This is a genomic window from Longispora urticae, from assembly GCF_053902585.1.
Map to the genome: position 1 here is coordinate 99,844 of NZ_JAQZSH010000025.1, position 13,183 is coordinate 113,026.

The following is a 13,183-nucleotide window of genomic DNA, read 5'->3' on the forward strand; positions in this document are numbered from 1 at the left end:
CCCGCCGCCCGGGGTGCCGGCCGTCACCGGAGCCCCGCCGCCCGCGGCGCCGCCGCCAGCTGGGACATGTCCCGCAGCACCTGGTCCAGGCTGCCGGCGCCCGCCCAGGGCACCACCGGCACGCCGTGCTCCAGCAGCTGGCCGATCGTGTTCTCCCGCTCCAGCCGCCAGATCCGGTACCCGACGTCGCCCCACTCGCTCGACGAGGCCGGCCGCAGCATCGCCGGCAGGGTGTCCACCGCCACCACCGAGCGCCCCGCCCGGGCCAGCCGGGCCAGCAGGCCGGCGCTGCGGACCTCCAGCAGCGGCGTCAGCACCACGAACAGCGCGTTGCTGGACCTCAGGTGCCGGCTGAACATGCCCTCCAGCGGGTCGTACTCCGTGCCGCCCGGGTGCACGTCCAGCAGCCACTCCAGCGCCGCCAGGTGGTGCCGGCGACCGCTGCCGGGCCGCAGCCAGCGGGTCCGCGCGCCGTACTCCAGCATCGACACCCGGTCGCCGCACGACAGGTAGTGCTGGGCGATGCCCGCCGCCGCGCGGACCGTGGTGTCGAGCACCGAGGCCCTCGTACCCGGCTCGCCGCTCCTGCGGGGTCTGGTCGTCGCCTCCGCCTCGTGCAGCACGTCGAGGACCAGCACCACCTCGGCGTCGCGGTCCGACAGGGTGTGCGCGACGTGCAGTTCCCGGGTGCGCAGCGAGGTGCGCCAGTCGATCCGGCGCAGCCGGTCCCCGGGGGAGAACTGCCGGATGCCGGCCAGCTCGCCGCCGTCGCCGTACCGCCGGGACCGGTGCGCGCCCACCAGACCGGCGGCCCGGGGCATCGCGTCGTCGGCCTTGAACGGCTCCGTCTTCGGGAACACCCGCAGCAGCAGCGGCTCGGCCACGATCGGCCGGCTCTGCAACATCGCGTCGCAGGCCACGGCGTGCACCTCCAGCGGCCCGACCGGCAGCCGGCCCCACCGCTCGGCGGTCCCGACCAGGTCCAGGTCGACCACGCCGAACGCCGGCACCGGGGTCAGGAACGGCCGGTCGCCGTTGGCCACCCGCAGCCACGGGGACAGTTCGGTGCGGATCACGGCCAGGTCGTACGGCGCGTGGTCGGGGTTGGCGACGCTGACCCGCACCTCGGCCTGCCCGCCCTCCGACAGGTACGGCGCGCTCGTGCCCACCACCGCGTCCGGCAACTGGCGCGGCCGGTTGCGCAGCGACACCGCCGCCCCGATCGCGAACGGCGCCGCCAGGATGATCAGGTCCCACCGGCTGGTCAGCGCGGCGACGACCAGCAGCACCGTGGTCATGGTGACGGCCCGGCGGAGCGCCCGGGTAGGCACCCAGTCCGAGTCGTCGGAGAGCCGGGCTACTGCCATTGCCGGGCCTCGCCGACCGGCACCTCCTCGGTGGCGTACCCGTACGTCGGCAACGCGCCGCTCGCCGGGGTGGGCACCGACTCGACCACCTCGCGGACCACGGTCTCCGGGTCCACCCGGCGCAACCACATCTCGGGGCGCAGGGTGATCCGGTGCGACAGGGCGGCCACGGCCACGCCCTTGACGTCCTCGGGCACCACGTAGTCGCGGCCGGCGAGCACCGCGCGGGCCCGGGCGAGCAGCAGCAGGGCCAGGGAGCCACGCGGCGACGCGCCGACCAGCACCCGGGTGTCGGAGCGGGTCGCGCCGACCAGCTCGACGACGTAGCGGGAGATGGACTCCTCGACGGTCACGTACTCGATGGACTCCTGCATCGCCAGCAGCGTCGGCGCGTCCACCACCGGCTCGACCACGGCCTCCTCGCGGTGCCGGACCATGCGGCGGTTCAGCACGTCCAGCTCCTCCTCGGCGGTCGGGTAGCCGAAGGACACCCGGAGCATGAACCGGTCGAGCTGGGCCTCCGGGAGCGGGTACGTGCCCTCGTGCTCGATCGGGTTGGCCGTGGCGAGGACGTGGAACGGGGCCGCCAGCCGGTACGTGGTGCCCTCGACGGACACCTGCTTCTCCTGCATGGCCTCCAGCAGCGCCGCCTGGGTCTTCGGGGGCGTCCGGTTGATCTCGTCGGCGAGCAGCAGGTTCGTGAACACCGGGCCGGGGCGGAACGTGAAGTCGTGGGTCCGCTGGTCGTACAGGAAGGAGCCCGTCACGTCGGCGGGCAGCAGGTCCGGGGTGAACTGGAGCCGGCGGAACTCGATGCCCAGCGCCTGCGCCATCGTCCGGGCCGTGAGCGTCTTGCCCAGCCCCGGCAGGTCCTCCAGCAGCACGTGCCCGCCGGCCAGGATGCCGGCCAGCACCAGCTCCAGCGAGTCGCGCTTGCCGACGACCACCGTGCCGACCCGGTCCAGGACAGCCTTGGCCAGCCGGCTGACCTCGTGCGGGGGCAGGTTCATAGCTCCTCCAACAGTTTCACCAGCTCCGACAGCTGAGCGTGGCCCGGTGCCCGCCGCTTCGGGGAGTCCAGGAAGTCGACTAGTCGCGGACCGAGCAGTTCGTCGGCCCGCGCCGGGTGGGTGGCCCGGGTGATGCCGTGCCGCAGCCGCAGCCGCTCGTCGGCCAGCGCTGCGAACGCCGGCAGCAGGGCCCGGTTGAACTGTTCGCCGTCGCCGCGCACCCAGTCCAGGCGGTCCACCCAGCGCTTGGCGTCGGCGAACGGCTTGTCCACGGTCCGGAAGCCCGACTCGCCGTGCGGCGTCGGCCGGTACTTCGGGAACGGGGCCGGGCGCAGCGCCCCGCCCAGCCGCCAGCTGATCACGATGGCCAGGAAGAACACGAACAGCAGCGGGTACGGCAGCGTGAAGCCCGTCGAGGCGATCACCAGCCACGCGAACCCCGAGAGGACCGCCGTGATGAGTACGACCCGCAGCGCGGCCCCCACCGGGGTCAGGCGCGCCTTCCGGCGCCGGGGCGGCGCGGGCTCCGGTTCCGAGCTGAACAGGTCGTCGATGCCGACGCTCACGCCGCCACCTCCCGGCTCAGCTCGTCGTGCAGCTGGGCGAGGGCGGCCCGGGCGCGCAGCCGCATGTCCTCGTCGACGACGTGCGGGGCGTAGCGGGCCAGCCGGTACAGCTCGACGAAGTCGCCCAGCACGCCGCCGGTCACGTGGTGCTCGGCGAGCAGCCGGCCCACCAGTTCCGTGGGGGTGTCCCCGGTCTGCCGGATCGTGCCCACCTCGGCGGCGGCGGCCTCCAGGCCCAGCCAGCAGGCGATCACGGCGCGGCGCGGGTCGCCCAGGTCGTCGAGCGCGTCCAGCCCGGCCTGCACCGCCGCCCGGACCTCCTCGGCCCGCGCCTCGGGCGTGGCGGTGGCCGGGTTCAGCGCCGTGTACGGCCGGACCCGGATCCGGATGTTGTCCTTCACGACCGTCCACAGCACGGCGATGACGACCGAGACGAGGATGGCGGCGATCAGGCCCAGGACGGTCATCCACACCCAGTCCGGCAGGCCGCCGGCGGTGTCCCCGCCCGAGCCCGCCCCGTTGCCCTTGGGCGGCAGGGTGCCCTCGTCGACCGGGGTGTGGGGTGGGCGGGACGACGGTCGGGTCAACGGGGGCAGCTTCGTCGCCTGCACGCCCGTACGGGCCGCTGCCGCCGCCACCGCGCCGAGCAACGCGACCACGACCACCAGCGGCCCCCAGCGCCAGAGCCACCGCGCGATGTCCACGTGGTCACCCTAAGCCCACCCCGCCAGGAGAGTGAGGCACGGCGCCGTAACAAGTTGTGCTCTGTACTGTCTCGTGTCGTGGAGATCGAACTGGCGCGGGCCCTGCTGGCGGCCGGGGCGCTGATCCGCGACGCCGACGGCCGGGTGCTGCTCGTGAAGCCCACGTACAAGAGCGGGTGGGACCTGCCCGGCGGGTACGTGGACGAGGGCGAGAGCCCGTTGGAGGGCTGCGTGCGCGAGGTCCGGGAGGAGCTCGGGCTGGACGTGCCGCTGCGGGGCCCGCTCGTGGTCGACTGGTCGCCGAAGCGCCGGACCGGCAACCGGGTCATGTTCGTGTTCGACGGCGGGGAACTGCCGCCCGACGCGCGGCTCCGGCTCCAGCCCGAGGAGCTGGCGGAGCACCGCTACATCGCGCGGGACGACCTCGACGGGTACCTGGGCCGCAGGCTGCTGCCCCGGGTACTCGCGGCGCTGGACGCCCGGGCGGCGGGCACCACGGTGTACCTGGAGCACGGCAGGCCCCTGACGGGCTGAGCCGCCCGTCAGGCCATCGACCACACGATGCCGTCGAGGATGTCCGACTCCGACGTGATCACCGACTCGGCCCCGGTGCGCTCCATGATGGTCCGCAGGATCAGCGCGCCGGCCACGATCACGTCCGCCCGGCCCGGGTGCATCACCGGGATGGCGAGCCGTTCGTCGTGGTCTGCGGCCGCGAGCTCGCCGGCGATCCGGGCGACCTCCGCGTACGGGATGACGGCGTGGTGCAGCCGCTCCGGGTCGTACCCGTCGAGGTTGAGACTGATCGCCGCGACGGTCGTGACGGACCCGGCCAGGCCGACCAGGGTCGCTCCCCTGCCCCCGCCCACGGCCGCGAGCCCCCGGTCGACGGCGGCCGTGATGTCGACCAGCGCGGCGGCCAGCTCGGGCGTGCCCGGCGGGTCGCTGTGCAGGTGCCGCTCGGTCATCCGGACGCAGCCGATGTCCACGCTGATCGCGGCCTCGACGTCCGCGGTGCCGACCACGAACTCGGTGGAGCCGCCGCCGATGTCGACCACCAGGAACGGCGGCTCGGCCTTCAGGCCCCTGGCGGCGCCGGTGAACGACAGCCGGGCCTCCTCGTCGCCGCTGACCACCTCGGGCTCGACGCCGATCGTGGCCCGGACCATGGCGGTGAAGTCGGCGGCGTTGGCGGCGTCCCGCGAGGCGCTGGTCGCGCACATCCGGATCTGTTCGGCGCCGAGCTCGGCGATCGTCGCCGCGTACTCCAGCAGGGCCAGCCGGGTGCGCTCGATCGCGGCCTCGGACAGCCGCCCGGTCCGGTCGACGCCCTCGCCGAGCCGGACGATCCGCATCTCGCGGCGCAGCGCGGTGAGGGTCTGGCCATCGGTGTCGGCGACCAGCAGCCGGACGGAGTTGGTGCCGCAGTCGATCGCGGCGACGCGGCGGGTCACGCCGGGCCGTGCCGGTAGCGCTCGGCCGCCGCGAGGTGCGGGGCGTCGGTGCCGGGGTCGGTGGGCGCGGGGTGCGTGCCCGGGGCGGGTGCGGGGTCGGCGGGGGTGACGCACGGCCCGGCGGCCCACCAGTCGCCCAGCCGGTCGCGGACCTCGTCCCCGAACGGGTTCACGCCCCGCCCGGCGGCGAGCGCGTGCCCGAGGTGCACGTGCAGGCACTTGACCCGCTCGGGCATCCCGCCGGCCGAGATCCCGGCGATCTCCGGGACGTGTTCCATCGCCTCGCGGCGGTCCAGGTAGTCCTGGTGCGCCTTCTGGTACCAGGCGGCCAGCTCCGGATCCTCCGCCAGCCTGGCCTGCTGGTCCTTCATCAGCCCCTCGGACTCCAGGGTGCTCGCCCCGGCCGTGGCCTTCGGGCACGTCAGGTAGAACGTGGTCGGGAACGGGGTGCCGTCGGGGAGCCTCGGCGACGTCTCCACGACGTCGGGGTTGCCGCACGGGCAGCGGTGCGCGACGGCCCGGGTGCCCCGGGGTTCGCGACCGAGCTGCGCGGCGACCGCCGCCAGGTCCTGCTCGCTGACCATTCTTCTACTTTCGTCTGGGTTTGTCGGCTGCCTTGGTACTCGACCATAGCTTCCCGTACCAGGGGCCCTCGCTCGCCGCCTTGCCCCGGTTGGAGCTGTCGGCGTCCGGCGCGCCCCCGGCCACCGAGTCGGTCACCCGGTAGGCGGTGTCGCCGGGCAGCACCAGCTGGAGCCGCTCGCGGGCCTGCTGGGCGAAGTACTGCGGGTCGTCCCACTTCTTGCGCTGCAGGGACAGCTTGTCGATCCGGGTCTGCTGCGCCTGCAGCTGGTCCTCGACCCGGGCCATCTCGGCGTTCTGGGTGAGATAGGTGCGCACCGGGTACGCGTACGCCAGCACCAGGGTGGCCAGCAGGATGCCCAGGATCGCCGCGCGGCCGGTGAACTTGCGCTGCCGGGGCGGCCGGGTGCGTTGGGCTGCTCCGGGGGCCGCCGGGCGGCGTGCCGCGGCGGGGCGGGAGCCGGACCGGGCGGTCCGACGACCCGGACCCTGCCGGCCAGGGGTGCGGCTCACGACACTCCTCAGGGATGGGGGTCCGACCCCGGCGCGTCAGCGCCGGGGTCGGCAGTCCCTTCTAGCCTCGCATACGCGGGAACGCGGAGGCGCCCGCGTAACGCGCCGCCGAGTCCAGCTCCTCCTCGATCCGGAGCAGCTGGTTGTACTTCGCGACCCGCTCCGACCGCGCCGGGGCGCCGGTCTTGATCTGGCCACAGCCGAGCGCGACGGCGAGGTCCGCGATCGTGGTGTCCTCGGTCTCGCCGGACCGGTGGCTCATCATGGTGCGGAAACCGGCCCGGTGCGCCATGTCCACGGCGTCCAGCGTCTCGGTGAGCGAACCGATCTGGTTGACCTTGACGAGGACCGCGTTGGCGGTCTTCTCGGCGATCCCCCGGGCGATCCGCTCCGGGTTGGTGACGAACAGGTCGTCGCCCACGAGCTGGGTACGGTCGCCGATCAGGGTGGTCAGCGCGTGCCAGCCGGCCCAGTCGTCCTCGTCCAGCGGGTCCTCGATCGACACGATCGGGTAGCTGTCGAGCAGGCCGGCGTAGTACTTGGCCATGTCGTCGGCCGACTTCTGCTGGCCCTCGAACGTGTACGAGCCGTCCTTGTGGAACTCGGTGGCCGCCACGTCCAGGGCGAGCGCGATGTCCGTACCGAGCGTGTAGCCGGCGTTGCCGACGGCCTCCGCGATCAGGTCCAGGGCCGCGGCGTTCGTCGGCAGGTTCGGCGCGAAGCCGCCCTCGTCGCCCAGGCCGGTCGACAGGCCCTTCTTCTTCAGCACGGCCTTCAGCGCGTGGTAGACCTCGACGCCGGAGCGCAGGGCCTCCTTGAAGGTCGGCGCGCCGATCGGGGCGATCATGAACTCCTGGACGTCCACGTTGCTGTCGGCGTGCGAACCGCCGTTGAGGATGTTCAGCATCGGGACCGGCAGCAGGTGCGCGTTCGGGCCGCCCAGGTAACGGAACAGCGGCAGTCCGGCCGAGTCGGCGGCGGCCTTGGCCACCGCGAGCGAGATGCCGAGGATCGCGTTCGCGCCCAGGTTCGCCTTGTTCGGGGTGCCGTCGAGGTCCAGCATCTTCTGGTCGATCGCGCGCTGGTCGGTCGCGTCGAAGCCGATCAGCTCCTCGGCGATCGTGGCGACGTTGTCCACGGCGTTTTCGACACCCTTGCCACCGTAACGACCGGTATCGCCGTCACGCAGCTCACATGCCTCGAACGCTCCTGTTGATGCCCCGGACGGAACGGCTGCCCGGGAGAACGTGCCGTCGTCCAGAAGTACCTCGACCTCGACGGTCGGATTGCCCCGAGAATCCAGGATTTCGCGGGCGGCGATGCCTTCAATCGTGGCCACGTGTGTCACTCCTCCGGTCGGGCGAATGAGGCCGCGCCGCTGCGGCCCAGGGCTTGTGAGACCCATCGCTGAGGGTAGCCACCCACGTGGAACCGATTTGCAATGCCTCCCGGCACCAGGAAGGGTGGCGTCTATGCGTCGTTCGGCAGCCATACTTTTCGCGCTCGTGGCCCTCGCGGGGTGCACGCGGGCGGCGGAGGCCGGCCCCACCGACCCGGCCAGGTTGATCAACTCGTTCGCCGCCCAGCTCGATCAGGCGACGAAGCGGACATACACGGCGGAGTACCGGGTCGCCGACGGCGGGGCGGTGTCCGTCGCGCAGGCCCAGAAGCCGTTGCGGACCGCGTACACCCATCTCGGCGGTCGGATCGTGATCGCGCCCGAGGGCTTCACCACCTGCGAGGCCACCACCTGCGGCAAGCCAGCCCCCACCCCGGCGGCCGGCGTCCCGGTGGCCATCCCCGGCTTCCTGACCGCGGCCGACGCCCTGCGCCAGATCAGCTCCGCGTCGCTCACCGACCGGGGCGCGCTCACCTCGCACGACCGGACCATCGCCGGCCAGCACGCGCTGTGCCTGACGATCGGGACCCTCGACGCGTGCGTGACCGACCAGGGCGTGCTCGGCTCGTTCGTGGGCGAGGTCAACGGCGCGAAGATCGACATCATCCTCACCAGGTACGCCGAGTCGGTCACCGCCGACGCGTTCGCCACCTCGTGACCACCCGGCCGCCCGGTCCGCCCTCGGCGCGGCTCGTGCCCGGCACCGTCGGCGACCTCACCCCGCACGTCGGCGACTGGCTGCTGCCCGTGGCCGGCGACCGCCTCGGCATGCCCACCACGGTCACCGACCCGTTCGCCGAACTGCTCTACGTCGGCGAGTTCGACGGCCTGTCCGCCTGGGCCGCCGAGAGCCCCGTGGCCACCCTCCGCTGGCCCGAACTCGCCCAGCGCCTCGACCGGGCCACCCTGTCGCTGGCCGGCCGCGCCCAGCAGCTCACCGCGTGGCGGCGCACCCACCGGTACTGCGGGGCCTGTCGCGCCGAACTCGGCTACGAACCGCCGTACCCGTGGCCCCGGTGCACCGCGTGCGGCCTGCTCGTCCCGATGGCCCCGTGCCCCGTCGTCCTCGTCCTGATCCGGCGCGGCGACCGCGTCCTGCTCGCCCGGCACTCCTACGCGCACAGCGACATGTGGGCGCTGGTCGCCGGCTACGTCGAGTACGGCGAGACGCTGGAGGAGGCGGCCCGCCGCGAGGTGTGGGAGGAGGTCGGCGTCGAGATCGGCGACCTGACCTACGTCGACAGCCAGCCGTGGACCCTGTCCGGGCCGGGCACGCTGCTCGTCGGGTTCACCGCCGAGTGGGTGGCGGGCGAGCCGACCGTGGACGGGGTGGAGCTGACGGCGGCCGAGTGGTTCGACGTGGCGGATCTGCCGGAGGCCGTGCCGCCGGAGTACTCCCTGGCCCGGTGGATGCTGGACGCCGCCCGCCCCTAGACGCCCAGCAGGTTCCGCAGGTGCCGCGGCGCCGGACTCCCGTGCCCCAGCATCGCGTCGTGCCACGCCCGCACCGACGTCCCCTCGGGCCGCGCCGCCGCGATCGAGGCCATCTCGGTGTACCCCACGAAGTAGGTCGACAGCTGGGTGGACGTGAGCAGCGCCCGCCGCCACTTGCCGGCCGCCTCGCCCTCCTCCTGGAAGCCCCGCTCCAGCATCAGGGCCATGCCCTCCGCCTCGGACAGGTCCTCGCAGTGCACCAGCTGGTCGAGCACCGCGTTGATCGCCATCCGGAGCTGCATCTTGAGCTGCATGAGCTTCACCGGGTGCCCGCCCCAGCCGGCGTCGGCCATCAGCTCCTCGGTGTAGACGGCCCAGCCCTCGGTGAACACGCCCGACCGGCACAGCGCGCGGGCCGGGTTGGAACCCTGGAACCGCCGGCTGTGCGCGAGCTGGAGGTAGTGCCCCGGCATGGCCTCGTGCACGGCGAGGTTGCGCAGCATGTGGTTGTTGTACTCGCGGTAGAACGACTCGACCCGCTCCGGCGACCAGCTCTTCGGCGCGGGCGAGATCGCGAACGTGGTCGGCAGGTCGGCGGTCTCGAAGGCGCCGACGGGCATGCAGTACGCCACGGCGACGCCGCGCGCGAACTCCGGCATCTCCTCGATCACCAGCGCGTCGTCCACCAGGGTCACCAGGTCGCGCTCCCGGCAGAAGTCGGTCGCCTCGGCCGTGAACCGCCGGGACAGCTCCAGGATCGTGGTGTTGTCGGGCCGGTCCATGCCGAGCGCGTCGAGGGCCTCCCGGACGGGCACGCCGCCGCACAGGTCCACGAGCTGCGCGGTCGCGTCGTCCAGCGCCGCCATCGCCCGGTCCAGCAGCTGGCTGGCGGTGAGCTCGGTGTCCAGCGTGTACCAGAGCTTGCCCTCCCACAGCCGGCGACCGAGCCGGGGGTCGCGCCCGGGCTCCTGGACCGCCGCGCGCAGCCAGCCGTCGAACTCGGCCAGCGCCGCCAGCGCGTCGTCGCGGGCCTTGTCCACCGCCACCCCGGGCGCCTGGGCCGCGAAGGCCGGCAGCTCGTCGCGCACCAGGGCCGCGACCCCGGCGAACTGGCCGATCGCCGTCTCCAGGTGCACGGTCGGGCAGTCCCGCAGGGTCTCCCGCGCGGTGGCCAGCGCGTCCGGCACGGCGCCGAGCCGCGCGGCGAGCACCTCGAGCCGGTCGGCGGCGGGGGCGAACTCGCTGGTCATCAGGCCGTGGATCAGGATTCCCGGGTTGTGTGCCAGCGGGTCCCACTCGTGCACCCGCACCTCGGTGAGGTCGAACAGCCGCCGGTCGACGGCGGTGCTCAGCTGGGCGTGGTCGACGAGGTCCTCGGGGTCGAGCACGTCGTCGTCGACCTGGGCCAGGGCGTTGGCCGCGTCGTGCAGCATCGCGGTCCGCGCGGCGACCCCGCCGGGCGAGAAGTCCGGCAGCCGGTCGTCGAGCCGGTGGTCCCCCGCCCAGAAGGCGGTGACCGGGTCGGACTGCAGCAGGGCGTCCACGATCCGCCCGGCGAGGACTGGGAATTCCTGAGGCATGCGAAGACCCTACCGGTTCACCAGCTCCAGATGGTGGGTCAGAAACGCGTCCACCTCGTCGGCGGCGACGGCCGCGAAGAACTCCTTCGCGACGGGCTCCAGCTCCTCGCCCTGGTACCCGCCGCCGGTGCCGATGTTGTGCCCCGGAAGTCGGATCAGCGTCATTCTGTCCTGGCCGATGCCGCGCAACGCGAGGGCGAAGTCGAGGATCGAGGAGCCCCGGCCGTCGAAGGTGAGCGCGTCGCCGGCCGCGCCGACCAACGCGTCGAGCTTCCCGGGGCTGGTGAGCACGGACCGGCTCGTCGCCTGGCTGACCATGGCCCGGATGAACTGCTGCTGGTGGCGCTGCCGGCTGTAGTCGCCGCCCTCGATGTAGCGCTGGCGGACGTAGTCGAGGGCCTCGGAGGCGGACAGGTGGCGGTGGCCCGGCTCGTACACCCGGCGGGGCGGGTCGCCCGGGATCTTGTACCGGGGTTCGCCGTCCGGGGTGAGGTGGATCGACTCGACGCGCTGGTCGATGTACATGTCCACGCCGCCCAGCTCCTCGACGACCTTCTGGAACCCGGCGAAGTTGATCACGGCTCCGGCGTCGAAGCTCCGGATCCCGGTGTAGTCCGAGACCGTCTTGGCCAGCAGGCCGAACCCGCTGGCCACGTCGGCGGGCGCGCCCTCCCGGCGGCTGCCGTACATCATGGCGTGGGTCAGCTTGTCGTACCGGCTGCCGGTGAACTGGGCCCGTTCCCACGCCGGGATGTCGAGCAGCAGGTCCCGGGGCAGCGAGAACAGGTAGGCCCGGTCGAGTTCGCGGGGGACGTGCAGGATCAGCACCGAGTCGCCGCGCGGGGCCTCCTCCGGGTTCTCCGGGCGGGGGTCGATGCCGACGAGCAGGATGTTCAACGGGCCGGTGATGCCGGCCCTGCCGCTGCGGTCCGTGGTCAGCTCGGGCTGCCGGCCGAACAGGTCCGCCGTGTGCACGGAGCCCTCGATCCGGCGCTGGGCGGAGTGGCCGACGACGAGCGCACCCGCGCTGAGCAGGACGAGAACGCTGCCGAGGACCACACACGTCCAGGCCCACGCCGGTCCCCGAGTTTTTCGCACACTCCACGGACGCGGCGGGACGGCAAAAGGTTGCACCCGAGCGGATATTCAGTCGGTCGGCGGCGGGTTCCGCTCGGCGTGCTTGATCAGGCGCCAGTTCGCCATGATGTCCTCGAGGCCGGTCACCGTGACGCCGGCGAACACGTGCGGGTTGCGCCGGACCATCTTGGCCACGAAGTCGCCGGCCACGTCGTCGATCGTGAACCGCTCGTCCTCGGGCAGTTCCTCGCCGAGCCGGGCGTGCAGCAGCACCTGGAGCAGCACGTCGCCCAACTCGTCGCGGAGGGAGCGCATGTCGCCGGCCTCGATGGCGTCGACGGCCTCGCGGGCCTCCTCCAGCAGGTACTTCGCGACGCTCGCGTGGGTCTGCTGCTGCCGCCACAGGTCCTCGACGCGCAGCCTGTCGCTGACCGCGACCGCGTCGAGCAGCCGGGCGCCGGGCGGGTCCCAGGAGCCGTAGCACAGCTCCAGGGTGGCCTGGTCGGGCTGGAGGAGCAGCTTGCGGCCGAGGGCGCGGGCGAAGTCGCCGTCACCGGTCGGCCCCGCGAGCCAGACGAACGTGCCGTCGAGCGCGAGCAGGGCGTCGACGTCCGGCTCGCCGACCGTGATCTTGGCCCCGGCGTGCCGGAGCGCGTGGGTCTGCTCCGACTCCTGGCCGGCGAACACCGGGTACGCGCGGACCAGGTCCCACGCCTCGGCGGTCAGCAGGCCGGCCGGCAGCCGGGGCGAGGTGACGAGCAGAACGATCCGGCGGGCCATCGGCTAGCGCAGCAGGTTGGGGTCGGACGACGGGAGGTCGGTCACCGCGGCCTGGCCCGAGCCGAGGGGCACCTGGACGAGGCTGCCGCCGCCCTGGAGCTCCAGCACCCCGTACACGATGGGGCCGAACTTGGGGTTGACCTCGGTGGTGTGCTTGGCCTGGGCCCCGACGAGCAGGTCCCGGATGGCGATGGCCGGCGCGAGGGTGGCGGCCGGCAGCGACTGGCGCAGCTCGGCGACCTTCGTCGCGGGCGGGACGATCTGCATCTTGACGGCCTCGGCGAGCACGGCCTCGTAGTCCGCCTCGGTCGGCTGGACGGGCTTGGCCTTGGCGAGCGAGGCCCGGTACGCGGTGGACTCGGCGATCACCCGGGCCAGCGTGCCGTTCTCGGCCAGCTCGAAGCGCTTCGAGGCGGCGGCCACGTCCACGACGGGCTTCTCGAGCTTGCCGTCGGCGACCAGGGTCTTGCCCAGCTCGGCGATCAGCCACGAGCTGACGATCTGGTTGCGCAGCTGGGCCTCGCCGGCCTTGCCCTCGGTGGCCGGGTGGTGCTCGGCGTACTCCTGGACCATCCCGTCGACCTGCTTGACCGTCAGCTTGTCCTTGCCGACGTAGGCGGCGGTGTCCGGGGCCTGCTGGCACCCGGTCAGCGCGACGGCCCCGACGACGGCGATGGTGACGACGGCGAGTACCCGGCGACGGTTCACGTGCGCTCC

General features: G+C 73.2%; 13 protein-coding genes and 2 pseudogenes. 3 read left to right on the forward strand and 12 right to left on the reverse strand.

The features are described from left to right. Nucleotides 1-23: 23 nt before the first annotated feature. The 4 genes from PT931_RS15910 to PT931_RS15925 are packed head-to-tail and all read right to left on the reverse strand — an operon-like array spanning nt 24 to nt 3,647. On the reverse strand, nt 24-1,367 hold the full coding sequence (locus tag PT931_RS15910; protein ID WP_456246515.1) for a DUF58 domain-containing protein: 1,344 nt from the start codon (nt 1,365-1,367) through the stop codon (nt 24-26). Next, entirely contained in the window at nt 1,358-2,377 is a 1,020-nt protein-coding gene (locus tag PT931_RS15915) for an AAA family ATPase (protein ID WP_456246516.1), read from the reverse strand. The genes PT931_RS15910 and PT931_RS15915 overlap by 10 nt, the downstream gene beginning before the upstream one ends. After that, nucleotides 2,374-2,943 carry a hypothetical protein gene (locus PT931_RS15920; protein ID WP_456246517.1) on the reverse strand — a complete coding sequence of 190 codons (570 nt, stop codon included), beginning with the start codon at nt 2,941-2,943 and terminating at the stop codon, nt 2,374-2,376. The genes PT931_RS15915 and PT931_RS15920 overlap by 4 nt, the downstream gene beginning before the upstream one ends. Further along, on the reverse strand, nt 2,940-3,647 hold the full coding sequence (locus PT931_RS15925) for a DUF4129 domain-containing protein (RefSeq protein WP_456246518.1): 708 nt from the start codon (nt 3,645-3,647) through the stop codon (nt 2,940-2,942). Before PT931_RS15925 ends, PT931_RS15920 begins: the two co-directional genes overlap by 4 nt. 78 nt (nt 3,648-3,725) lie before the next feature. On the opposite strand from PT931_RS15925, the gene PT931_RS15930 reads away from it, so the two are divergent. Continuing rightward, nucleotides 3,726-4,181 (forward strand): NUDIX domain-containing protein, encoded by a 456-nt coding sequence (locus tag PT931_RS15930; protein WP_456246519.1) that lies wholly within the window; start codon nt 3,726-3,728, stop codon nt 4,179-4,181. Between the two features lie 8 nt (nt 4,182-4,189). Here the strand turns inward: PT931_RS15930 and PT931_RS15935 are convergent, their stop codons facing one another. From PT931_RS15935 to eno, 4 genes and pseudogenes are all read right to left on the reverse strand, one after another. Next, a complete protein-coding gene (locus PT931_RS15935) occupies nt 4,190-5,101 on the reverse strand; it encodes a Ppx/GppA phosphatase family protein (RefSeq protein WP_456246520.1) in 912 nt (303 codons plus the stop codon). Nucleotides 5,102-5,196: 95 nt separating this feature from the next. Further along, a pseudogene (locus PT931_RS15940) lies at nt 5,197-5,685 on the reverse strand (DUF501 domain-containing protein); the annotation flags it as partial. 4 nt (nt 5,686-5,689) lie between these two features. Further along, a complete protein-coding gene (locus tag PT931_RS15945; protein WP_456246521.1) occupies nt 5,690-6,196 on the reverse strand; it encodes an FtsB family cell division protein in 507 nt (168 codons plus the stop codon). A gap of 61 nt (nt 6,197-6,257) precedes the next feature. Then, nucleotides 6,258-7,535, reverse strand: a complete 1,278-nt coding sequence (gene eno / locus PT931_RS15950; protein WP_456246522.1) for a phosphopyruvate hydratase — start codon at nt 7,533-7,535, stop codon at nt 6,258-6,260. A 133-nt stretch (nt 7,536-7,668) separates the two neighbouring features. Here eno and PT931_RS15955 point away from each other — a divergent pair, with 133 nt between their 5' ends. Beyond that, nucleotides 7,669-8,253, forward strand: a complete 585-nt coding sequence (locus PT931_RS15955) for a hypothetical protein (protein WP_456246523.1) — start codon at nt 7,669-7,671, stop codon at nt 8,251-8,253. Next, nucleotides 8,250-9,029 carry an NAD(+) diphosphatase gene (gene nudC, locus PT931_RS15960; protein WP_456246524.1) on the forward strand — a complete coding sequence of 260 codons (780 nt, stop codon included), beginning with the start codon at nt 8,250-8,252 and terminating at the stop codon, nt 9,027-9,029. The genes PT931_RS15955 and nudC overlap by 4 nt, the downstream gene beginning before the upstream one ends. Here the strand turns inward: nudC and PT931_RS15965 are convergent. From PT931_RS15965 to PT931_RS15980, 4 genes and pseudogenes are all read right to left on the reverse strand, one after another. After that, nucleotides 9,026-10,609, reverse strand: coding sequence for a DUF885 domain-containing protein (locus PT931_RS15965; protein ID WP_456246525.1), 1,584 nt, complete (start codon nt 10,607-10,609; stop codon nt 9,026-9,028). The two genes, nudC and PT931_RS15965, sit on opposite strands and share 4 nt — an antisense overlap. A gap of 9 nt (nt 10,610-10,618) precedes the next feature. Further along, nucleotides 10,619-11,668 (reverse strand): LCP family protein, encoded by a 1,050-nt coding sequence (locus PT931_RS15970; RefSeq protein ID WP_456246526.1) that lies wholly within the window; start codon nt 11,666-11,668, stop codon nt 10,619-10,621. A 108-nt stretch (nt 11,669-11,776) separates the two neighbouring features. Continuing rightward, nucleotides 11,777-12,466, reverse strand: a pseudogene (locus tag PT931_RS15975) (MazG family protein); the annotation flags it as partial. A gap of 3 nt (nt 12,467-12,469) precedes the next feature. Then, the gene (locus tag PT931_RS15980) at nt 12,470-13,174 is read right to left on the reverse strand and encodes a hypothetical protein (RefSeq protein WP_456246527.1); all 705 of its coding nucleotides are present in this window, start codon (nt 13,172-13,174) and stop codon (nt 12,470-12,472) included. Nucleotides 13,175-13,183 lie beyond the last annotated feature (9 nt).